General features: G+C 67.2%; 17 protein-coding genes. 7 read left to right on the top strand and 10 right to left on the bottom strand.

Annotated elements, in window-relative coordinates:
• Positions 1 to 3: 3 nt before the first annotated feature.
• The 3 genes from EV580_RS05350 to EV580_RS05360 all read right to left on the bottom strand — a co-directional run bounded on the left by EV580_RS05350 (position 4) and on the right by EV580_RS05360 (position 4,299).
• Positions 4 to 1,053 (bottom strand): phosphotransferase family protein, encoded by a 1,050-nt coding sequence (locus EV580_RS05350; RefSeq protein WP_133690056.1) that lies wholly within the window; start codon positions 1,051 to 1,053, stop codon positions 4 to 6.
• A complete protein-coding gene (locus EV580_RS05355) occupies positions 1,038 to 3,194 on the bottom strand; it encodes a SpoIIE family protein phosphatase (protein ID WP_133690057.1) in 2,157 nt (718 codons plus the stop codon). The genes EV580_RS05350 and EV580_RS05355 overlap by 16 nt, the downstream gene beginning before the upstream one ends.
• Positions 3,195 to 3,300: 106 nt before the next feature.
• Complete coding sequence (locus EV580_RS05360; RefSeq protein WP_133690058.1) at positions 3,301 to 4,299, bottom strand: NAD-dependent epimerase/dehydratase family protein; 999 nt, start codon at positions 4,297 to 4,299, stop codon at positions 3,301 to 3,303.
• A 122-nt stretch (positions 4,300 to 4,421) separates the two neighbouring features.
• Between EV580_RS05360 and EV580_RS05365 the strand changes: the two genes are divergently transcribed.
• On the top strand, positions 4,422 to 4,778 hold the full coding sequence (locus EV580_RS05365; protein WP_133690059.1) for a hypothetical protein: 357 nt from the start codon (positions 4,422 to 4,424) through the stop codon (positions 4,776 to 4,778).
• 16 nt (positions 4,779 to 4,794) lie between these two features.
• Here the strand turns inward: EV580_RS05365 and EV580_RS05370 are convergent, their stop codons facing one another.
• The 3 genes from EV580_RS05370 to EV580_RS05380 all read right to left on the bottom strand — a co-directional run bounded on the left by EV580_RS05370 (position 4,795) and on the right by EV580_RS05380 (position 9,194).
• Positions 4,795 to 6,138 (bottom strand): neutral zinc metallopeptidase, encoded by a 1,344-nt coding sequence (locus EV580_RS05370; protein ID WP_133690060.1) that lies wholly within the window; start codon positions 6,136 to 6,138, stop codon positions 4,795 to 4,797.
• Between the two features lie 81 nt (positions 6,139 to 6,219).
• Positions 6,220 to 8,379 carry an acyl-CoA dehydrogenase family protein gene (locus EV580_RS05375; protein ID WP_133690061.1) on the bottom strand — a complete coding sequence of 720 codons (2,160 nt, stop codon included), beginning with the start codon at positions 8,377 to 8,379 and terminating at the stop codon, positions 6,220 to 6,222.
• A gap of 56 nt (positions 8,380 to 8,435) precedes the next feature.
• Entirely contained in the window at positions 8,436 to 9,194 is a 759-nt protein-coding gene (locus EV580_RS05380) for an SDR family NAD(P)-dependent oxidoreductase (RefSeq protein ID WP_133690062.1), read from the bottom strand.
• 160 nt (positions 9,195 to 9,354) lie between these two features.
• Here EV580_RS05380 and EV580_RS05385 point away from each other — a divergent pair, with 160 nt between their 5' ends.
• Both EV580_RS05385 and EV580_RS05390 read left to right on the top strand, forming a co-directional pair.
• Entirely contained in the window at positions 9,355 to 10,893 is a 1,539-nt protein-coding gene (locus EV580_RS05385; RefSeq protein WP_133690063.1) for a molybdopterin-dependent oxidoreductase, read from the top strand.
• Positions 10,894 to 10,925: 32 nt separating this feature from the next.
• On the top strand, positions 10,926 to 12,461 hold the full coding sequence (locus EV580_RS05390; protein ID WP_133690064.1) for an ATP-dependent DNA ligase: 1,536 nt from the start codon (positions 10,926 to 10,928) through the stop codon (positions 12,459 to 12,461).
• Here EV580_RS05390 and EV580_RS05395 read toward each other — a convergent pair.
• Together EV580_RS05395 and EV580_RS05400 are read right to left on the bottom strand one after the other, a co-directional pair.
• Positions 12,458 to 13,132: a maleylpyruvate isomerase N-terminal domain-containing protein gene (locus EV580_RS05395; RefSeq protein WP_133690065.1), complete on the bottom strand. Its 675-nt coding sequence runs from the start codon at positions 13,130 to 13,132 to the stop codon at positions 12,458 to 12,460. The genes EV580_RS05390 and EV580_RS05395 overlap by 4 nt on opposite strands.
• A gap of 15 nt (positions 13,133 to 13,147) precedes the next feature.
• Positions 13,148 to 14,740 (bottom strand): FAD-dependent monooxygenase, encoded by a 1,593-nt coding sequence (locus EV580_RS05400; protein ID WP_133690066.1) that lies wholly within the window; start codon positions 14,738 to 14,740, stop codon positions 13,148 to 13,150.
• Positions 14,741 to 14,903: 163 nt separating this feature from the next.
• Between EV580_RS05400 and EV580_RS05405 the strand changes: the two genes are divergently transcribed.
• Both EV580_RS05405 and EV580_RS05410 read left to right on the top strand, forming a co-directional pair.
• Positions 14,904 to 17,198 (top strand): carbon starvation CstA family protein, encoded by a 2,295-nt coding sequence (locus EV580_RS05405; protein WP_133690067.1) that lies wholly within the window; start codon positions 14,904 to 14,906, stop codon positions 17,196 to 17,198.
• Complete coding sequence (locus EV580_RS05410; protein WP_370581719.1) at positions 17,198 to 17,335, top strand: CstA-like transporter-associated (seleno)protein; 138 nt, start codon at positions 17,198 to 17,200, stop codon at positions 17,333 to 17,335. Before EV580_RS05405 ends, EV580_RS05410 begins: the two co-directional genes overlap by 1 nt.
• Here EV580_RS05410 and EV580_RS05415 read toward each other — a convergent pair.
• A complete protein-coding gene (locus EV580_RS05415) occupies positions 17,332 to 17,952 on the bottom strand; it encodes a nucleoside/nucleotide kinase family protein (RefSeq protein WP_286171454.1) in 621 nt (206 codons plus the stop codon). The genes EV580_RS05410 and EV580_RS05415 overlap by 4 nt on opposite strands.
• Before the next feature lie 236 nt (positions 17,953 to 18,188).
• On the opposite strand from EV580_RS05415, the gene EV580_RS05420 reads away from it, so the two are divergent.
• Both EV580_RS05420 and EV580_RS05425 read left to right on the top strand, forming a co-directional pair.
• Positions 18,189 to 19,421: an acyl-CoA dehydrogenase family protein gene (locus EV580_RS05420; RefSeq protein WP_133690069.1), complete on the top strand. Its 1,233-nt coding sequence runs from the start codon at positions 18,189 to 18,191 to the stop codon at positions 19,419 to 19,421.
• A complete protein-coding gene (locus EV580_RS05425; protein WP_133690070.1) occupies positions 19,421 to 20,539 on the top strand; it encodes an acyl-CoA dehydrogenase family protein in 1,119 nt (372 codons plus the stop codon). The genes EV580_RS05420 and EV580_RS05425 overlap by 1 nt, the downstream gene beginning before the upstream one ends.
• On the opposite strand, the gene EV580_RS05430 is transcribed toward EV580_RS05425, so the two are convergent.
• Positions 20,536 to 21,372 (bottom strand): SDR family oxidoreductase, encoded by an 837-nt coding sequence (locus EV580_RS05430; protein WP_133690071.1) that lies wholly within the window; start codon positions 21,370 to 21,372, stop codon positions 20,536 to 20,538. The two genes, EV580_RS05425 and EV580_RS05430, sit on opposite strands and share 4 nt — an antisense overlap.
• Positions 21,373 to 21,396: the final 24 nt, after the last annotated feature.

Here is a 21,396-nt window from a genome sequence, read left to right on the forward strand (position 1 = left end):
CGCTCACACGAACGGGTTGTCCCCCGTCGTCACCCGCACGCCGAGGCCGATCAGCCGGCTCGCCGAATCATGCAGGCGTTCACCGGCTTCGCGATGCGCCTGCCCGGCAAGGAACCTCGAGTACGTGCCCTCGATGACGATCGCCAGCTTGAAGCACGCCATCGCCACGTACCAGTCCAGGTGTTCGGTGGGCCTGCCCCCGGCATCGGCGTAGGCCGTGACCAGTTCGGTGCGGGTCGGCAGACCACCGAGCGCGGCCAGTTCCCGGCCGGCGTTGATCGGGTCGGGATCTTCCGGCCAACACACCAGGATCCAGCCCAGGTCCAGCAGCGGATCCCCGATCGTGCACATCTCCCAGTCGACGAACGCCGCGACTTCGGGTGACTCGCGGCGCAGCAGCACGTTGTTGAGGTGCGCGTCGCCATGCATGATCCCGGGCTCGCCGTCGGGCGGGCGATGATCTTCGAGCCAGCCCGCGAGCCGGCCGACATCGAGGGTCTCCGGCCGGTACCCCTCGTGCCGGTAGCTCTCGAGCAGTCCGAGGAAATTCGGGACCTGGCGCGCCAGAAAAGAACCCGGGCGGTGCAGCTGCTCCAACGGGCGGCCCTGCCAAGGCGCGGCGCTCAGCCGGGCGAGATCGGCCGCGTAGTTCAACCCGACCTGATGACGCATCCTCCGATCGGCCACGTAGGCGGGAGCGACCTCGGTCAGCGGGTTGAAGCCGTCGACGTCTTCCATGAGATAGAAGACGACGCCGAGGACGTCGAGATCCTCACAGCCGGCGATGAATTCGGGATGGGGTACCGAGCTGCCGGCCAGTGTCTTCAGCACCGCGATCTCGCGCTGCATCGTGCGGTTGCTGTTGGACCGCGGGTGCGGCGGCGGCCTACGCAGCACCATCCGGCGACCGCCGACACAAAGCCGCACCACCACGTTCTGGGTGCCACCGGTCAGCGGCTCGACATCGCTTATACCCGAACCGATTCCGCGCTCACGCAGCCATCCGCTCACGGCCGCTGTCGCGGCGTCGTCGAACGTCAACCCTGCCCACATCCTCGCGATTCGAACGCGCCGAAGCGCACTGCGACCACGCAGACGTCGTCGTCGCGGGGCGGCGGGGCCAGGGCGTGGGTGAGTTCGCGGCAGGCCTGGGGAAGCGACTCGTCACCGTTCCACTGGGCAACGAGGTCCTGCACGCGGGTCATTCCGGATTCGATGTCCTGGCCGCGCCGCTCGATCAGCCCGTCGGTGTACATGACGAGAATGTCGCCCTCGCACACCTGCACGTGGCCCTCGCTATAGGACGCTCGCTCAACCGGGCCGAGCACCGGGCCGTGCGCACCGGCCAGACGAATCACCGTCCCGGTCCCCGCCCGGCGCAGCAGCGGCGGCGGATGACCGGCCGATGCGTAGGTCAGAGTGGCCGACGCCGGATCCAGCGCGGCGACACCCATGGTCGCGAACTTGCCGTTGCTCGCGTGCCGGGTGAACATGTTGAGCGCGACCAGCAGCTGCGCGGGGGGCAAACCCTGCAACGCCAGCGCCCGTCCGGCGCTGCGAAGCTGCGCCATGTCCTCGACGGCGGGGAGCCCGTGCCCCACCACGTCACCGACCGCCAAATACGTTTGGCCGCGCGGTAATTCGAGTGCGTCATACCAGTCGCCGCCGAGACCCTGCACCACGTCAGCGGGTTCGTAGCTCACCCCGACGTCGAGACCGGCGATCGCGGTCGGGCTGGTCGGCAGCACCGCCGCCTGCAGCACCGCCGCGCGAGCATGTTCGTCGGCGTACACCCGGGCCCGCACGAGTGCCTGGCCGATCATCGTGGCGACCGCCGAGGTGTAGGCCAGTTGCGCGGTGTCCAACGGTTGAGGATCGGCCCACGCCAGCACCAGGGCCCCAATTGCCTTGCCGCCCACCGTCAACGGCCAGCTCGCGACGGCCGCGCCCCCACTGGCAAGCATCCATTTGGCGTTGTCGGGGTATTTCCGGCGGTATTCGGCGACCGTCCGGATCACCACGGGCTTGCCGGTGCGAACGGTGTCGGTGGCCGCGGTGGCGTCACCCAACGCCACGCCGTCGGCGAACTGGTTGGCGACGAATTCGGGATAGCCACCCATGGCCACCCATTCGAGTTCGGTGCCCTCGTCGTTGACCAGGCCCACCGCGAGTGCTTGCGCGCCAGCATCGTTGATCACCTGGCCGAGGACGGCGTCACCGATCTGGTTCTGGGTGAATGCACCCGACAGCAACTGGCCGAGGTTGGCCAGCGTCTCCAGCCGCGCCCGCTCTCGCCGTTCAGCCTGGCGCTGCTGGACGGCGGTGACGCGCCCGGCCGCCTCCTGCGCGGTCAGCATCGCCACCAGCACGACGACGCCGATGAACGCCTGGCCGATCGCCAGCTGCCCGGGCGAACGCAGATCAAGACTCTCGAACGTCGTATAACCGGCGTTGGCCATGGCGTTGGCCGTGAAGGCCAACACCCCGCCACCGAGCGCCGCACCGATCATGTCGAGCCGCAAGGCCGCCCACGCCATCACCGGCAACAGGAACAGCGCCGGTGGGAGCTCAAGACGGAACGACACCACCGTCAGTCCCCCCATGGCAACCAGAACCCCGACGGTGTCCAGCATTCGGGCGCGAAGCAGATGAGATTGGAAGCGCCACAGCAGAATCGGTGCACCGATCAACAGCACGCCGACCCCGTCGCCGGCCCACCAGTGCAGTATCGCGATCACCGACCACGTGCCATTGGTGACCGCGGTGGTCACCCCGCCGATGAGGCCGCCGACCAGCGGACCCAGGACCATCGCTCCGGCCACGAAGCGGAACAGGTCGGCTCGCTCACGGAGGTCAGGCGGCCCATTGCACCACGCCAGCACCAGCGACGCCCCGACCAGAGGCTCCACCGAATTGGCCACCGCGAATCCGATGGACGTCCCCAGGGCGGCCCCGTACCGGAGGTCGACAGCAAGCTCGGCCACCACGATGGCAGCCACGATCACCGGCCACAGCGCCCGCCGGTTGAGCAACATGGCCGCCACGGTGACTCCGGCGGACGGGAAGAACGCGGGCCCGATACCGGCACCGAAGGTCTGCCACGACAACACTGAACCGGCCAGATAGGGCAGGGCGACCCAGCCGAACAATCCGGCCGCATATCCGATTCGGTCGCGCACGCTCGGCTCGCTCATGAGTGCGGTCGACGCGATCGCTGGATGAACCGGCCCGCGTGCACGTGACGAGCGTAGTCATCCGGCGGTCAACCGGCGGGCTTCTCAGTGATCGCGAGCAAACCCGTCAGCGGTCGCGTCGGCGTTGGCCGAAGAATTCGACGGCTTCGCGGATCGACTCGTGCACATCGCGCGGCTGCCAGCCCAGCTCGCGGACCGCCTTGCCGTGGTCCATCGGGGCCATGATGTCCATCAGCCGCACAGTCGTGGGGTTCAGCGGCAGGTCTTTGCGGGTGACCGCGGCGGCGAGACCGCCCAGCACGCCGATCGCCTTCATCACCGGCTTGGGGATGCCCAGTCGGGGCGCCGGCCGTCCCGCCGCGCGTGCGGCAGTCTCGTAGAGCTCGCGGTAGGGCAGGTAGCGCTCGGAAATGATGTAGCGCTCCCCCACCCGCCCGTTGTCGGCGGCCAGCACCAGAGCCCGGGCGGCGTCCTCGATGCCCACCACTTCGGTGGCCATCCCATCCATGTAGAACGGCAGCTTTCCGGCCGCCGCGGCGGCGACCAGGGAGCCGTGTGGGGTGGGCTGCCAGTCCCGCGCCCCATACGTGTTGGACACGCACAGCGCCACCGCCGGGAGGCCCTTGTCGCGGCTGTAGTCCAGCACCAGCTTCTCGGCCGCGACGCGCGAGCCGATGTAGCCGCCGGCCTTGTTCCCCCAATTGAACGGGGTGGCCTCGTCGACGACGCCGCCGTTGCCCAGCCCTATGGTCCCGATCGTGCTGGTGAACACGAACCGGCGCAGATCGGCGTTCACCGCGACGTCCAGCACATGGCGCAGGCCATCGACATTGGTGCGGTAGAGCGGGGCGGGGTCGCGCAGATTGGCACGGGTGTCGACGACGCAGTAGAAGACGACATCGCAGCCGTCCATCGCCTCTTTCAGCGCGGCGTCGTCGAAGATGTCGCCATAGAAGCGCTGCACCGGCAGGTCGTCGATCGCCTTGGTCGAGCTGCTGCGGCGCAACATCACCCGCACCGTCTCGCCACGCTCGACCAGTTGCCGTGTCACATGCGAGCCGAGGAAACCGCTCGCGCCCAGAACCAGTTTGTCGGTGCCTGCCACGCCCGCAGCATGCCCGATGACAAGGGAGAAGACAAGATTGCCGAAGTGTTCACAGCTGATTTTCGGGGAGCGTGGTTAGGATCGGCCGCCGAACTGAAAAATGCGGAGGTCAAGCCACAGATATGAACGCGACAAGAGGGCCAGGCGCCGTCGCGAATCGGAACTGGTTTTCGGCAGTTCTGGGCGCGCTCGGCATCCTTGCCCTGGGGGTCCTGGTTGCCGCCGTCGTGAGCATGTCCCACGAGTCGGCACATCCCGTCGGGCAGCCGCGGCCCGCTGCGACCACCACCGCCTCGGTGGTGCCGGTGCACAGCACCGCACCCGTGCCGTCGTCCTCGGCGCAGCCGCCCGCCTCATGGAGCGTGACGGCCGTCGCCTCCACCCTCGCGACACCGCCAGCGCCCGCCGCGCAGCCCCGCGAACCCAGTGTGCGGCAACGACTTCACGACATGTTCCCCAGACTGATCCCCGGTCACTGATCGCGCGAGGCGTGGCTCAGTCCTTGAGGCAGGCCTCGGCCCCGTTGAGAACACCGTTGCGGAAGTGCTTGATTCGTTCGAATCCGGCGCCTTGGCGTTCGACGTCCCCGTCGCCTCGGAACACCAGCAGCGCGGTGATGGCCTCGTCGAGGTCGCCGGGCGAGATGCCGAAGCTGCTGGTCTCCTTGCGATTCTGCAGCAGGACGCTGGCGGTGTAGGCCCCCGCGAAGCAGTCACCACGCAGTGACTGGGTCTTGTCGTCGGACTTGTCGTTGGCCCGCGTCATCGCGGCCAGCCCGAACTGGGTGGCAAGCAGGGTCGCGACCGCATAGTCACCACCCTTGTAGTACACCGTCGGCATCGCGTCGACGTTGTCCCATCCGATGTAATCGTCTGGGACGCAATAGAACAGCGCATACCCCTCAGCGCGCGTGTCGCCGCACATCGGCGGGTTCGACGGGTCGAACGGCTCCAGGCCCTTCACCGGCACCCACGGCTCGCCGTTGGTCAGCTCCGGATACACGTGAGCCCAGTAGTCCTCGATGTCGTAGGGCACGTCGTTGACCATGGAGTCGTACGGCAACTCGCCTCCGGAGGCTTCGTCCTCGGCGTTCTGGAACGGAAGCTCGAGAACCATCGGGTCGTCGTCGCGATACGCCTTGCATGCGGTGGGCCCGTTGTCGAATCCGTCCTGGAACGCGCTGACCCGGTCGAATCCGCTGCCGTGCGCCGAGGGGTCGATCTTGCTGGTGCCCGGTGAATCACGCAGTTCCAAGATGCCGGCCAGAGCGTTGTCCATATCGGCGGCGTTGACCTTGTATTCGCCGGAATTCTTTGCGTGCTTGGCCCACCCGCCGGCGAAGCAGTCGGCCTGCAGTTCCTGAGTCACCGTGCGGGCGGTGAAGTTGGACCGGGCCTGAATGGCATGGCCCCATTCGTGCGCCAGCACGATCGGAATGACGAAGTCGCCGAATTTCTTCTGCAGATCGGGCATCAGCTGCTCGGAGTCCCACGCCACCACGTCCTTGGTCGGGCAGTAGAAGGCGTTCATGGAGATTTCTTTGGCATCGGACACACACGGCGGAAGCTTCGCCGATGACGGCACGACCGCAAAGAAGCCGCCAGCCACCGGCTTGTAGTCACCGCCGTAGAGCTTCGGATACTCCTCGGCCCAATACTTCTGCAGGTTTGCGATCGCCTGAATGGCGATCTTGTTCACCGGAGCAGACGCGTCGCCGGTGATCTTGATGTCGTCGGTCTTGGCGACCTGCGACGTGGGAGACGGGACGACGGGCTTGGGTCCTCCGCACGCCGCCAGGATGACGGCCAAGGCAGCAATTGCCAGAGCACGAGTTCGCATGGGCGAACATTAGCCAATACCCGCAAATTCTGCGATGAATAGCTCAAAAACGGTTTGCCAACTGTGCAAACCCTGTGTGAGTTACTTGATCAGCGGGTCCCGGGGCATGCCGAGGATGCGCTCGGCGATCTGGTTGCGTGTGATCTCCGAGGTCCCCCCGGCGATCGACAGGGCGCGCGAGCCCAGTGCGGTGCGGCCCGCCATCTCTCCCTCGCCGCCGTCCAGCGCCACGTTGGGGCCGACCAGAGCCGCGGCGATCGTGCCCTGCTCCTGGAACTGCTCGGCCAGGATCAGCTTGGTGATATTGCCTTCCGGGCCGGGCCCGGCGCCTTCGAGCGCGCGCACCACGCGACGCAGATTCAGCAGACGCAGTGCCTGATCGCGGGCGAGGAACTTGCCGACCCACTGAATCGCACCGGCATGCCGCTCGCCGTATCTCTTGGCCAGCGAGACCAGCCAGGCGGCGGCAGGCGCGATGGTGCCGGCCCCGCCACCGATGCTGACGCGTTCGTTGCCCAACGTCGCGCGCGCGACGGTCCAACCGGAATTCGGCTCACCGACCACGTCCTCGTCGGGGACGAACACGTCGTTGAAGAAGACCTCGTTGAAGTCGGCGCCGCCGGTGATCTGACGAAGGGGCCGCACCTCGACACCGGGCGCCTCCATGTCCAGGATCACCGTCGTGATACCGGCGTGCTTGGGCACCTCGAAATCGGTACGGACGGTGGCCAGGCCACGCTTGGAGTAGTGCGCCCCGCTGGTCCATACCTTCTGACCGGTGATCTTCCAGCCGCCGTCGACCCGGGTGGCGCGCGTCTTGACCGCCGCGGCGTCCGAGCCGGCCGACGGTTCGGAGAACAGCTGGCTCCAGATCTCGTCCTTGCGCAACGCCTTTTCGACGAACCTTTCGATTTGCGAAGGGGTTCCATGCTGGATCAGCGTCAGGATCACCCAGCCGGTGATGCCGTAGTCGGGTCGCTTGATACCGGCCGCCGCGAACTCTTCTTCGATCAGCAGCTGCTCGACGGCACCCGCCGCGCGGCCCCACGGCTTGGGCCAGTGCGGCATGATGTAGCCGGTCGCGATCAGCTCGTCGAGTTGCGCCTTCTCGTCCAACTTCGCCAATTCTGCTGCATCGGAACGGATCTGGGTGCGCAGCTCGTCCGCCTCGGCGGGCAGATCCAGGCTGTTGGCCCTGCTAACACCGGACTCGGTCAGGGTGAACACGTCGGTCACCGGGCCGTCCCCGCCGAGCAGCGCCTGCACCGTCAGTGCGCGGCGCAGATGCAGATGCGCGTCGTGCTCCCACGTGAATCCGATGCCCCCGTGTACCTGAATGTTCAACTCCGCGTTACCCACATAGGCCGGAAACGCCAATGCGGCCGCCGCGGCGGCGACAAGCTCGAACTGCTTCTGATCGTCCCCGAACGCGCGAGCGGCATCCCACACGACGGCGACCGCCGACTCGGACGCCACGATCATGTTGGCGCAGTGGTGTTTGACCGCCTGAAACGTGGCGATGGTGCGGCCGAATTGTTCACGCACCTTGGCGTATTCGACGGCGGTGTCGACGCAGTCCGACGCTCCACCAGCCGCCTCGGCGCCAAACAGTGTGCGAGCCAGGGCAACTGCCACCGAGCGCGCCCCGGACAGCACCGTCACCGGCGCATTGTCCAGCGAGACGCGGGCCGAGCGTCGGGCCCGGTCGAGACTTCCCGGCGCATCGACCGAGACGCCGTCGGCGCCGCGTTCCACCAGCAGCACGTCGGGCCCGGACGTCAGCACCAGCAGATCGGCCAGACCCGCACCGAGCACCACGCCCGCCTCGCCGCTGGCCTTGTCACCGGAGGCAGTGACGTCGCCACCGAATCCGATTGCGGCCGTGACCGATCCATCGACGAGACCGGGCAGCAGACGAGCCTTCTGCTCGTCGCTACCGGTCGCCGAAACCAGGGCGGACGCGACGACGGTCGGCACGAACAGGCCGGGCGCGATCGCCCGGCCGAGCTCGTCGATGACCACCACCAGCTCCGGCAGGCCGAAACCCGAACCGCCGTACTGCTCGTCGACGTGCAGGCCGAGCCAGCCCAGCTCGGCCAGCTCCGACCAGAACGGCGGGCGGGTCTCCTCGGCATCGTCGGCAAGGAGATCCCGCGTCGCCGCCCTGGCTTTCTGCGTGGCAAGGAACGAGCGCGCCACCTCGCTGAGTTCACGGTGGTCGTCGGTCAGTGCGATACCCATCGGGTCCTCCTCGAGGCGGCGGTGCCTGTTCCTCTAATGCCTTACCACAGAACGGATTACTTCGGGGCGAAGCGCTGCCCGGCATCCAGGCGGATGCACTGGCCGTTGAGCATCGGGTTCTCGACGATCGCCGACACAAGCTTGGCGAACTCCTCGGGCTTGCCCAGGCGCTTCGGGAAAGCGGCGTCCTTGGTCAGGGCCTTGGCGAACTCGTCGGGGATGCCCTTGGTCAGACCGGTGGCGAACAGGCTGGGCGCGATGGCCAGCGCGCGGATGCCGACCGGACCCAGATCGCGAGCCATGGTCAGGCACATCCCGGCGATGCCGGCCTTGGCCGCGGTGTAGGCGACCTGGCCGATCTGGCCCTCGAATGCGGCGATCGAGGCGGTGTTGATGATGACGCCGCGCTCTTCGTCCTCGGGCTCGTTGTTGGCCATGTGCGCCGCGGCGAGCCGGCTGAGGTTGAAGCTGGCGATCAGGTTCAGGTTGATCGTGCTCTGGAAGGTCTCCAGGGCGTGCGGGCCGTTCTTGCCGTACGTCTTCTCCGCCACACCGCCACCGGCGGTGGTCAGGATGACGTGCAGCCCACCGAGCGCCTCGACCGCGTCGGCCAGGACCTTCTCGGTACCCGCGAAGTCGGTGACGTCGACAGGCAGGAACGGGCCGCCAACGCCGGCCGCGACCTCGGGGCCGTCGGTGCCCTCGCGGTCGAGAATCGCCACCTGGGCCCCACGCGAGGCCAGCAGTTCAGCACTTGCCCGCCCGAAGCCCGATGCGCCGCCCACGACGACTACCTTCTTGCCCGAGATCTCCATCCGATACTCCTGTCGGTTGACGCCGGCACGCTAACCGTGCGGCTTACAGTTCGCTATTCCATTCGCGGACACCCCGGTGGCGTCCGAGCCGGTACGCACGTTACCGGCCGTCATAAATCGGTCATGAACAAGGGTGTCTACCCAGCGGTAGGTTGGGCGCATGGCCCAATCCACCACCGGTCCGCGGATGGGCGCCGGGGTGGCAGCCGCCGCCGTCGCTCTCGGCGTCGTCGAGCTGACAGCAGCCTTCTTCTCCCCGGCCGCCGACGCCCGCACGTCAGTGGGCACCGCAGTCATCAACCTGACGCCCGGCCCGGTCAAGGAATGGGCGATCCAGACATTCGGCACGGCCGACAAGCTGTTCCTGTCGGTATCCGTTCTCGCGGTGATCGGAGTGCTGGCCGCCGTCGCCGCGACGTGGGAACGCCCCCGCATCCCGGTGGCCACGCTCGCGTTCGTGGCGGCCGCGGTGGCCGGCAGCCTCGCCGTGCTGGCCATTCCCGGCGCCCGAGGGATCGACATCATCCCCACCCTGCTCGGCGCGGTCTGCGGGATCGCGGTGTTGCGATTCCTGATCGGCCGGATCGACGCGACCGAACGAGAAGAGCCCGAGCGCAACGACGCAGGCGTCGATCCCGGACGCCGGCTCTCCCTGCTGACGTTCGGGATCGGCGGGCTCGGACTGCTGAGCGGTGTCGCCGGGGCCGTGATCAGCCGCCGGTTGCACTCGGTGTCCGGCGACCGGGAGAGTTTCGCCCTGCCATCGGCCGCGCCAGCGTCGCCGGTTCCAGCCGACGTCACCCCGCAGGGCGTGCAGTTGCCCAGCTTCATCACGTCGAACAAGGACTTCTACCGCATCGACACCGCGCTCAGCGTTCCGCAGCTCGCGCGCGCAGACTTCCGGTTGCGAATCCACGGAATGGTCGATCGTGAAGTCACCTACACCTTCGACGACCTGGCGAAGTTCGAGCCGATCACCAAGGTGGTGACGCTGACCTGTGTGTCCAACCCGGTGGGCGGCGACCTGATCTCGAACGCCACCTGGACCGGTTATCGGGTCGCAGACCTGTTGCGCGACAGTGGGATCCATCCGGACGCCGACATGGTGCTGTCGACATCGGTGGACGGCTTCACCGCGGGAACCCCGGTGGAGGCACTGACCGACGCGCGCGAATCGATGCTGGCGATCGGGATGAACGGGGTGCCGCTGCCGGTCGAACACGGCTACCCCGCGCGCCTGGTGGTGCCCGGGCTGTACGGCTATGTATCGGCCACCAAATGGGTGGTGGACCTGGAACTCACTCGCTTCGACCGGGCACAGGCCTACTGGACCAAGCTCGGGTGGTCCGAGCGCGGCCCGATCAAGACGGAGTCGCGGATCGACGTCCCGCGCGACGGCCAGAAAGTGGCCAAGGGCGCGGTGACGTTCGGCGGTGTGGCGTGGGCACAGAACCGCGGCGTGAAGGCCGTCGAGGTACGCATCGACGACGGGCCATGGCAGCAGGCTCAGCTCGGGTCGTCCTACTCGAACGACACCTGGCGGCTGTGGAGCTTCCCGTGGACAGCCACTCAGGGCGGATTCCACACCATCACCGTTCGGGCGACCGACAACACCGGTGCGGTGCAGACCGAGGACCAGGCGCCGCCGGCACCCGATGGCGCGACGGGCTGGCCCGCGGTGTCGTTCGAAGTCGCCTGACTCCTGTCGGGGTGTCGTGCGAATCTGGACCCATGGTGCTCGGTGACGTCGCGGCGGCCTCGGTCGATGTGTCGGCGACGTCGTCGCGGCTGGCCAAGGTGGCACGGATCGCCGAGCTGTTGACCGGGCTGGATGACCCGCGGCTGGTGGCGGTCGTGGTGTCGTGGCTGTCGGGGGAATTGCCGCAACGCCAGATCGGAGTCGGCTGGGCCGCGTTGCGCTCGCTGCCCGATCCGGCGGCGGAGTCGACGCTGACGGTGTCCGACGTCGACGCGACCTTTACCGAGATCGGTGCCGTCGCGGGTAAGGGCTCACAGGGCCGCCGGGCCGAGTTGCTCACCGGGCTGTTCAGCGCGGCCACCGAGACCGAGCAGGTGTTCTTGCGGCGGTTGCTCGGCGGCGAGTTGCGCCAGGGCGCGCTGGCCGGGGTGATGGCCGACGCCGTCGCCAAGGCTGCGGGCCTGCCCGCCGCAGCAGTCCGCAGGGCCGCGATGCTCGGCGGTGCGCTGCCCGCGGTGGCGGCCTCGGCCCTCACCGGCGGGGTCGAGGCGCTCGACTCGTTCACCTTGACGGTGGGCCGGCCGGTCGGTCCGATGCTCGCCCAGACTGCGACCGGCGTGGCCGATGCCCTCGAACGCCTCGGTGGCGACGTCATATTCGAAGCCAAGCTCGACGGTGCCCGCGTCCAGATCCACCGCTCCGGCGACGATGTCACGGTCTACACCCGCAGCCTCGACGACGTGACCGCCCGGCTGCCGGAAGTCGTGGACGCCGCGCTGGCGCTGCCAGTCCGCGACCTGATCGCCGACGGCGAGGCCATCGCCCTGCGCCCCGACAGGCGGCCACACCGCTTCCAGGTCACCGCGTCACGGTTCGGGAAGAGCACCGATGTGGCCGCAGCCCGGACGGCACAACCACTTTCGGTGTTCTTCTTCGACATCCTGCACCTCGACGGCGTCGACCTGCTCGACGAGCCGACGCACGCCAGGATCGCGGCACTGGACGCCATCGTGCCCGTCGATCAGCGTGTCGACCGGCTTGTCACCACCGATGCCACTGCGGCACAAGAGTTTCTGGACACCACCCTGGCCGCAGGCCATGAGGGCGTGATGGCGAAGTCACCCGACTCCTCCTATGAGGCGGGCCGCCGCGGCGCGGGCTGGCTGAAGGTCAAGCCGGTGCACACCCTGGATTTGGTGGTGCTGGCCGTGGAGTGGGGTTCGGGGCGACGCACCGGCAAGCTGTCCAATATCCATCTGGGCGCACTGGATCCGCAGACCGGCGGATTCATCATGCTCGGCAAGACGTTCAAGGGCATGACCGACGCGATGCTTGACTGGCAGACGACGCGGTTCACCGAGCTCGCGTCCAGTCCCCTCGATCAGTACGTGGTGCACGTACGTCCTGAGCAGGTTGTCGAGATCGCGTTCGACGGGGTGCAGGGCTCCAGCCGCTATCCGGCGGGCATGGCGCTGCGATTCGCCCGGGTGCTGCGCTATCGCGACGACAAGGCCCCGGCCGAAGCCGACACCGTCGACACGGTGCGGTCGTTCTACGAGCGGCCCTAACCGGCCGGGATGGGCTGGTCGTCGACCCGTGTACCGAAGACGCCGAACCCGTGGATCATCTCCTCGGTGGGCGCCGGCGCCCAGTCCCACGCGGCGATCTGCTGCAGGGATCGGCGACTCAGGTTGGCGCGCAACAGTTCATAGCCGTCGGCCCGTAGCAGCGTCATCGGTTCCCCTGAGCCGCAACTCCACTGGTGGTCTTCGTCATCCACGATGAGCAGGGTCGTGCTGCGCCGCAGTTGCCTGCCGAGATACAGCATCGTCACATCCAGAAACGGCTGCCAATGCTCGCGTTCGACCCGTGGAAGTCCGAGCGCCTCATGCATATCCGACTCGTGGCAGATGGTGTCGATGGCCAGGTTGGGTCCGTAGAGATGGTCGTCGGTCAGCGAAGCGTCGGCATCGGCGGCAATACGATCCCATTCGGCCAAGAGTTCGCCGACGGATTTGCACCGGCGTTCCCGAACGTGCCGCGCGGTCCACTGATCGGTGGTCACCCCGTCCAGCCTTCCGCTGACGGCATCGGCAGCGACTCCGACCAGGTGTGCCAGCAATTCGTGCACCGTCCAGCGCGGCGTGGCAGGCACGTGCGAGCGGAGCTGTTCCTCGTTCAGGGTGACCACGAGCTCACACACCCGCCCCCGCGCGGCGCGATAAGTCGTCTCAAGCATGGAAGAGCCTCCGTCTCAGTATGCGGTGTTCTGCGAAAAGGCAAGCAGCCAGCCATCGTTGGTGCGCACAGCGACACTGGTGTTGCGCCGCCTGCCACAACGCAGCCGGCCCGCTATCGCGGCGCGGGCTTGGATCAACGCCACATCGGGTGTCAGGTATCGCAAGCGGGTGATCTCGGTTCGCCCTGTGCGGCGACGGGCCTGGCGGTCTACCAGCGCGCGAATTGCCTGTTCGTCGGCGTGGCTGATCGTCGAGTGCGCAGCAGCTGTCGAGCTGCGCCGATTGGGCCGCAGGTTGGCCAGCAGGATCCGCGCGAAGAACGCCGGTTCGCGCAGCCGTGTCGGCGGATCGATGAGACCGCGTACGCGCAGGATTCGTTCGGCCACAGCGATATCCGTGCTTGCGGCCCGCGTTGCCGCGCGCTGTATGGCGGCGTTCAGGCGGGACGGGCGTTGGGCCACGGCCGGTGACCGATCGTTGGCTCGGTTCTCGGACCACACCGGTCGGATGTGTTGGGCCGCAGCGAGAAAGAACCGCCGGGGCACGTCGTCATCGCCTGCACGCAGGACGTCGCGCAGCGCGAGTGCCTGCAGGGCCGCCATCGTCATACCTTGCCCGTACAGCGGGTTGAGACTGCACAGCGCGTCACCGAAGACCACCAGACCCGCCGGCAGGCGCGACATCCGGTCATAGCGCCGCCACACGGCGGCGGTGTTACGCGAGACGGAGATCTCCCCGACCGGTACCGCCTCCCGCACTGCGCCCATGATTCGTTCTGGCAGCATCTGCGCGGCCGCGTCCCTCATCTCCGCGAAATCGGCCGGCGGCCTGCCCAATTCCGTCGGACGAGAGATGGCCAGCATCCAGGTGTCGTGTTCGTAGGCCACGAACAACGCTCCTTGCGCTCGGGGACCCTGGTTGATGAACACCATCCGCTCACGGATACGCCCCGGCGGGATCCGCAACAACTGGCTGCTGTAACCCGTGATCGAGGCGACCCGCTCCTCCGGTACCGTGCCATAGCCCTGACTCGCCAAGAAGTGCGCCGTGCGCCCAGCCCGTCCCGTCGCGTCGACGACCAGTCCGGCCGCCAGGATCGACGAGATACCGGTGTCCCGGTGGATGATTCGCACACCGGTCACGGCATCACGACTCAAGACCGGCGCCACCATGTTTCGCCGATCGAGGATCTCGACATTCTCCAGTGCCGCCACCCGCCGCCGAAGGTGAAATTCCAGGAACGGGCGGCTGGACTGATAGGCCGCCAACGATTGTGGATCTGCCAGGCGACCCGCCGGATTCAGCTCGTACTGGCCAACCCGCACATAGAGCCGCGAGAGGTCGTCGCCGTCATCGACGACAGCGCCCGCCGCCCCGAGCTCACCCAGGATCCCGGGAAACAGCTCACCGATCGCCTGCGTGCCGCGACTCAGGAGGCTGTGCAGATGCCGCCCCTGTGGCACCCCTGTCCGCTGCTCGACGTGATCGGGTAGTGCGTCACGTTCGACGACGGTGACCGACGCATAGAACTCCGAAAGCACCCTGGCAGCCAACAGCCCGGCGAGGCCGGCCCCGAGAACCACCGCGTGTGAACCACGTTCTGCCATGCCGGGACCGTACCCCAAAAATAAGAATATTAAGAGAAACTTGTGGTAACACTAAGAACGCTGAATCCAGGCGTCGCGTTTGGCGTTCCCCTCACTGGCGAACCTGTGAATGAAAGGATCACCGCACCACCTGACACGCACGTCTCGTCAAGGGAGAAACACAGTGGCTGCACCGACCGCCGAGCCGTCGGAACACATCGAGGAAACCAAGGGCGACGTCACCTATATCCGCACCGAGAAGGATCTACCGCCGGTCGCCATCATCGACCGGTCGCCGATCACCACCCGGCACAAACTGATCTTCGGGGCCATCGCCGTCGTCGGGGCCATCGCGTGGGCGATCATCGCCTTCTTCCGTGGCGAGACCGTCAACGCCGTCTGGTTCGTGATCGCGGCGATCTGCACCTACGTCATCGGCTACCGGTTCTACGCCCGGCTGATCGAGATGAAGATCGTCCGCCCGCGCGACGAGTTCGCGACGCCCGCCGAGCTGTTCGAGAACGGCACCGACTACATGCCCACCGACCGGCGGGTGCTGTTCGGGCACCACTTCGCCGCGATCGCCGGGGCGGGCCCACTGGTCGGCCCGGTGCTGGCCATGCAGATGGGCTACCTGCCCGGCACGATTTGGATCGTCGTCGGGGCGGTGTTCGCGGGCTGCGTTCAGGATTACCTGGTGTTGGCGATCTCGACCCGCCGGCGCGGGCGCTCGCTGGGACAGATGGCCCGCGACGAACTCGGCGCCATCGGCGGAGCCGCGGCCATCATCGCCGTGCTGGCGATCATGGTCATCCTGCTCGCGGTGCTGGCTCTGGTCGTGGTGGGTGCGCTCGCCGAGAGCCCCTGGGGTGTGTTCTCGATCGCGATGACGATTCCGATCGCCATCTTCATGGGGCTGTATCTCCGGTTCCTGCGGCCCGGCCGAGTCTCCGAGGTCTCCCTGATCGGCGTAGCGCTCCTGCTGCTCGCTGTCGCATCCGGCGGCTGGGTGGCTGGAACCGATTGGGGCACAGACTGGTTCACGCTGTCGAAGGTCACCCTGTCGTGGTGCATCATCGTCTACGGGCTGGCGGCGTCGGTTCTCCCGGTGTGGTTCCTGCTGGCCCCGCGCGATTATCTGTCCACGTTCATGAAGGTCGGCACCATCGTGCTGCTGGCCGTGGGCATCCTGCTGGCCAGGCCGATCATGGAAGCCCCGGCGCTGTCGAAGTTCGCCGAAAGCGGGTCGGGCCCGGTGTTCGCCGGTTCACTGTTCCCGTTCCTGTTCATCACCATCGCCTGCGGGGCGCTGTCGGGCTTCCACTCACTGATCTCCTCGGGCACCACGCCCAAGCTGTTGGAGAAGGAAAGCCAGATGCGGTTGATCGGCTACGGCGGCATGCTCACCGAATCGTTCGTCGCGATCATGGCGTTGATCACCGCGGCGATCCTCAACCAGCATCTGTACTTCGCCATCAACGCCCCCTCCGCCCAAACCGGCGGCACCGCCGAGACAGCCGCCAAATACGCCAACAGCCTTGGCCTGTCCGGAGCCCCGATCACCGGGGTCGAGATCACCGAGGCCGCCAAGAGCGTCGGTGAGCAGTCGATCGTCTCCCGCACCGGCGGGGCGCCGACACTGGCGTTCGGCATGTCCGAGGTGCTCCATCAGGTGTTCGGCGGTACCTCGCTCAAGGCGTTCTGGTACCACTTCGCGATCATGTTCGAGGCGTTGTTCATCCTCACCACCGTCGACGCCGGGACCCGGGTGGCCCGGTTCATGCTGTCTGACGGCCTGGCCAATCTCGGCGGCCCGCTGAAGAAGCTGCGCAATCCGAGCTGGCGAATCGGGGCGTGGATCTGCAGCGTGCTGGTGGTCGCCGGCTGGGGCTCGATCCTGCTGATGGGTGTCACCGATCCGCTCGGCGGCATCAACACGCTCTTCCCGCTGTTCGGCATCGCCAATCAGCTGCTGGCCGCGATCGCGCTGACCGTCGTCACGGTCGTGGTGATCAAGAAGGGCCTGCTGAAATGGGCCTGGATACCCGGGATTCCGCTGCTGTGGGATCTGACGGTCACCCTCACCGCGTCGTGGCAGAAGATCTTCTCCGGCGATCCCAAGCTCGGCTACTGGACGCAGCACTTCCAATACCGGGCCGCCGCGGAGGCCGGCAAGACGGCGTTCGGCTCGGCCAAGAATGCCGATCAGCTGCATGCCGTCATCCGCAACACCTTCATCCAGGGCACGTTGTCGGTGGTGTTCGCGGTCTTGGTGATCATCGTGTTTCTTGCCGGTGTGATCATGGCGCTGCGAGCTATCCGCGGCGGCGGCCGTGAGTTGACCGAGGACGCCCCGGTGCCGTCCAAGATCTTCGGGCCGTCCAGCCTGATCTCCACCTCCGCAGAGAAGGAGGTGCAGAAGCAATGGGACGCGCTACCCACATCACACGCCAAATCCGTTGGTACATCAGCGCATTGATGGGCGACAGCCACTACCGTCGCTACGTCGAGCACCGGGCGCGCACCCACCCGGGCGAGCCGGTACTCAGCGAGGCGCAGTACTGGCGGATGCGGCACGACCAGCAAGACGCCAACCCCACCGCCCGCTGCTGCTAGTCGACCTCGAGGACGCGGTCGCACACGTCCCGCGTCGTCGCGATCAGCCGGGCGTTCGGTTCGTCGACCTCGTCGACCCACGCCGCGGCAGCCCGCGGTGACCGTCCCCCGTCAATATGGCGCGCCACCAACCGTTCTCGCCGCACCTCCGTCGGACAGTCGACGTAGTACAGCCGCTCCAGCAGTGGACGGACCGCACCCCACTCGCCGTCGCGCACGCCCAAGTAGTTGCCCTCGGTGACGATCAAGCGGCATTGGGCGGGTACGACGTGGCCGGCCGCTACCGGTTCGTCGAGGCCGCGATCGAAGGCGGGCACGTACAGGTCTCGCTGCTGATAGTCGGCACGTGCTCGCCGCAGCGCGGCGACGTAACCCGCGACATCGAAGGTGTCGATCGCACCCTTGCGGTGGCGGCGACCCAACTGGTCCAGTACCGCATTGGACAGATGGAAGCCGTCCATCGGCAGATACGCCGCACCTTCGAAGGCCGCCACCAACTCCAGCGCCGACGTCGACTTCCCGGCCCCGGGCGGTCCGGTGATGCCGACGATTAGCCGGCCCGGCACGGCCTCGATCAGGCCCGAGACCTCGGCGATGAGCAGTTCGGCGGCAGACACGATGACCGAAAAGCTACCTGAGCAGACGAAAGGCCCGGTCCCTTGTCCAGGGACCGGGCCTCTCAGTGTCACGTTTGCGGGCCATCCGGTTGCGGCCTCAAGCACTGTTCCCCGGCCCTTGGCTCCTCAAACACCGCCGCGCAGAATAAGTCAGACACCACCCTCAGCAGGCCCGCGAAGCCCGACGAGCTATGGTCATTTCTGAAAACAGCCGTGCGCAGATAAGGGGACAGCAGATGGACCTGTCGTGGTCGGCGAAAGATCTCGAGTTCCAGGACGAGGTGCGGACGTTCCTCGACGAGAAGCTCACACCGGATCTGCGGCAAGCGGGCAGGCTGATGACCAGCGTCTATGCCGACCACGAGGCCAGCATGGCGTGGCAGGCGATCCTGCACGAGCGCGGCTGGGCCGCCCCCGCCTGGCCGGTCGAGCACGGTGGCTGCGACTGGACGCTGACCCAGCACTACATCTTCAGCCGCGAATCCACGCTGGCCGGAGCGCCGTCGTTGTCGCCGATGGGCATCCGGATGGTGGCCCACGCGATCATCGCCTTCGGCACCCCGGAACAGAAGGACTTCTTCCTGCCGCGCATCCTCACCGGTGAGGTGTTCTTCTGCCAGGGCTACTCCGAGCCCGAGGCGGGCTCGGACCTGGCGGCGCTGACGATGGCTGCCACCGACGACGGTGACGACCTGATCTGCACCGGCAGCAAGATCTGGACCACCCACGCGACCGAGGCCAACTGGATCTTCGCCCTCGTGCGCACAACGCGCTCAGCGAAGAAGCAGCAAGGCATCACGTTCGTGCTCATGGACATGAGCACGCCGGGCATCGAGATCCGGCCGCTGGTGATGACCTCCGGTGAGAAGGTGCAGAACCAGATCTTCTTCGACTCCGTGCGCGTGCCGAAGGCGAATGTGATCGGCCAGATCGACGACGGCTGGACGGTGGCCAAGTACCTGCTGGAGTTCGAACGCGGGGGCGGCGCAACAGCACCCGCACTGCAGGCGTTGGCCGGCTCGATCGCCACCGAGGCCGCCGAGCAACCGGGTCCCGGCGGTGGCACGCTGATCGACGACCCGGCGTTCGCGGCCAAACTCGCCGACATCCGCATCCGCGCCGAAGTGCTCGAGATCCTCGAATACCGGTTCCTCACAACGGTTGCCGAGGGTGGCAATCCCGGCGCAGCATCGTCGATGCTGAAGGTCTTGTCCACCGAACTCTCCCAGGCCATCACCGAACTCGCGATGGAAGCCGCCGGACCGCGGGGCCGCGCGTATCAGCCGCACGCAACCTTTCCCGGCGGGCCGGTCTCGGACTTCGAACCACCCGCCGACGGCTATGTCAGCGGCGAACCCTGGCAGGCGGTCGCGGCACTGCGCTACTTCAACGACCGGGCCGGCTCGATCTACGCGGGCAGCAACGAGATTCAACGCAATATTCTGGCCAAGGCGACATTGGGGCTGTAATGGACTTCAACCTGAACAAAGAGCAAGAGCTCCTGCGCGACGGCCTCGGCAAGTTCTTGGCCACCCGCTACGACCTGGAAAAGAGCCGCACCGCGGCCAAGCTCGGCCCGGGCTGGCAGCCCGACATCTGGCGCGGCCTGGCTGACGAACTCGGCATTCTCGGCGCCGCGTTCCCGGAGTCCGTCGGCGGAATCGGCGGGGGCCCAGTCGAAATCATGGTGATCGCCGAAGAACTGGGTCGCGCCCTCGTGGTCGAGCCGTTCATCGACACGGTTGTGGTCGCGGGCGGCCTGCTGCAACGAGCCGACCATCCGGCCGCCGCCGCGCTCCTGGAGCAGATCGCCGAGGGCAGCGCCATTGTGGCCCTGGCGAACACGGAGCCCGATGGCGAACATACGGTGTCGACGACGGCGGTGCGCGACGGCAATGACTGGGTGCTCACCGGCGAGAAGATCGTCGTCACCGCCGCTCCCCTGGCGACCCACCTACTGATCACCGCACGCACAGAAGCACAAGGTGTTTCGCTGTTCCTGACCGAATTCGATCCCTCCGCACCCCCGGCAGGCATCGAGGTGCACAGTTACCGCACCATCGACGACCGCCGTGCCGCCGACCTGTCGATCAATCAACTGCGCCTTCCCGCCGCCGCGCTGCTCACCGAAGACGCGGCGAGCTCGCTGGCGCAGGCCCGCGATGAGGGCGCGGCCGCGGTATGCGCCGAGGCGGTCGGAGCGATGCGAAAGGTGCTGTCGGACACCGTCGAATACTGCAAACAGCGTCAGCAGTTCGGTCAACCGATCGGCACATTCCAGGTTCTGCAACACCGCATGGTCGACATGTACATGGAAGTCGAACAGGCCGTCGCCGCCGTCTACCTCGCGGTGCTGAACCTGGAGGCCGAGGCTCACACGCGCGCCCGAGCGGTCTCGGCGGCCAAGGTGACCATCGGCCGAGCCGCCCGGTTCCTGGGCCAGAACGCCGTCCAGCTGCACGGCGGCATGGGCATGACAGAAGAACTGGCGATCGGTCATTACTTCAAGCGGCTGACCGCGCTGCAGTACGAGTTCGGCTCCACCGACCAGCACCGCACGCGGTACGCGAAACTGACTCGCCCCTAGCCGGTTTCGGCGACCCGAGCGCGTTCGCGCATCGACGCGATCACTCCACCGTCGTTGAGCAGGTCCGTGCCGGTGAGATAGCCGGCGCGGTCGCTGGCGCAGAAGGCGAACAGCTCCGCCATCTCCTGCGCCGTTCCCCATCGCGGGACGGCGGCATTGGCGACCATCGCACCCGCACCGGCCTCCGCCTCCAACAGACCCATCTCGGTGTCCACCGAGCCCGGGGAGACCGACACGATGCGCAGGCCCCGGCCGTTGAACCGTTCAGCCTGTGACGAGCTGTACCACCGCACGAAGGTCTTGCTGATGCTGTACGCCAACCCCGAACGCATCTCCTCGCCCGCGATGTCGCACGCCGCCAGCAGCTCGGCGAGGAACCGCGCCTCGTCGGTGAAGGCGAGGTCGAAACTCTTTGTCGGCACGAGTTCCTCGGGCAGCATGTGCGAGGCCATCGACGCGACGTTGACGATCGCGGCGCCTTCGCCTGCCGAGGCGAAGAACACCTCGTTGACGTTGAGGGTGCCGATCGCATTGGTGGTCATCACGTAGTCGGCATCGCCCATACTCGGGCTGACTCCGGCGGTGTGGATCACCGAGGCGATCGGCCCGAGGCCGGCCGCGGTCTCGAAAAGCCGCCCGACGGCATCGCGGTCGGTGACATCGCAGTTGACCGCCGTGGCCGTAATGCCCAGCTCGCTCAGCTCGGCCGAGGCGGCATCCAGGCGATCCTGTCGCACATCGCAGAGCACCAGCGTGCGGTCCTGACCGACGATCTGTGCCGTCGCTCGACCCATGCCACCCGCGCCACCCGTGATAATCGAAACCCGACTCATGCCCGGACGATATACGGCGTGCCC

Source organism: Mycobacterium sp. BK086, from assembly GCA_004362315.1.
Classification (GTDB): Bacteria; Actinomycetota; Actinomycetes; order Mycobacteriales; family Mycobacteriaceae; genus Mycobacterium.

Bases quoted from the DNA above. Each gene is read 5' to 3' on its own strand.
- EV580_RS05390 (WP_133690064.1), top strand. From the start codon at position 10,926: ATGGTGCTCGGTGACGTCGCGGCGGCCTCGGTCGATGTGTCGGCGACG.
- EV580_RS05375 (WP_133690061.1), bottom strand. From the start codon at position 8,379: ATGGGTATCGCACTGACCGACGACCACCGTGAACTCAGCGAGGTGGCG.
- EV580_RS05355 (WP_133690057.1), bottom strand. From the start codon at position 3,194: ATGAGCGAGCCGAGCGTGCGCGACCGAATCGGATATGCGGCCGGATTG.
- EV580_RS05430 (WP_133690071.1), bottom strand. From the start codon at position 21,372: ATGAGTCGGGTTTCGATTATCACGGGTGGCGCGGGTGGCATGGGTCGA.
- EV580_RS05380 (WP_133690062.1), bottom strand. From the start codon at position 9,194: ATGGAGATCTCGGGCAAGAAGGTAGTCGTCGTGGGCGGCGCATCGGGC.
- EV580_RS05385 (WP_133690063.1), top strand. From the start codon at position 9,355: ATGGCCCAATCCACCACCGGTCCGCGGATGGGCGCCGGGGTGGCAGCC.
- EV580_RS05400 (WP_133690066.1), bottom strand. From the start codon at position 14,740: ATGGCAGAACGTGGTTCACACGCGGTGGTTCTCGGGGCCGGCCTCGCC.
- EV580_RS05425 (WP_133690070.1), top strand. From the start codon at position 19,421: ATGGACTTCAACCTGAACAAAGAGCAAGAGCTCCTGCGCGACGGCCTC.
- EV580_RS05350 (WP_133690056.1), bottom strand. From the start codon at position 1,053: ATGTGGGCAGGGTTGACGTTCGACGACGCCGCGACAGCGGCCGTGAGC.
- EV580_RS05370 (WP_133690060.1), bottom strand. From the start codon at position 6,138: ATGCGAACTCGTGCTCTGGCAATTGCTGCCTTGGCCGTCATCCTGGCG.
- EV580_RS05410 (WP_370581719.1), top strand. From the start codon at position 17,198: ATGGGCGACAGCCACTACCGTCGCTACGTCGAGCACCGGGCGCGCACC.
- EV580_RS05420 (WP_133690069.1), top strand. From the start codon at position 18,189: ATGGACCTGTCGTGGTCGGCGAAAGATCTCGAGTTCCAGGACGAGGTG.
- EV580_RS05365 (WP_133690059.1), top strand. From the start codon at position 4,422: ATGAACGCGACAAGAGGGCCAGGCGCCGTCGCGAATCGGAACTGGTTT.
- EV580_RS05395 (WP_133690065.1), bottom strand. From the start codon at position 13,132: ATGCTTGAGACGACTTATCGCGCCGCGCGGGGGCGGGTGTGTGAGCTC.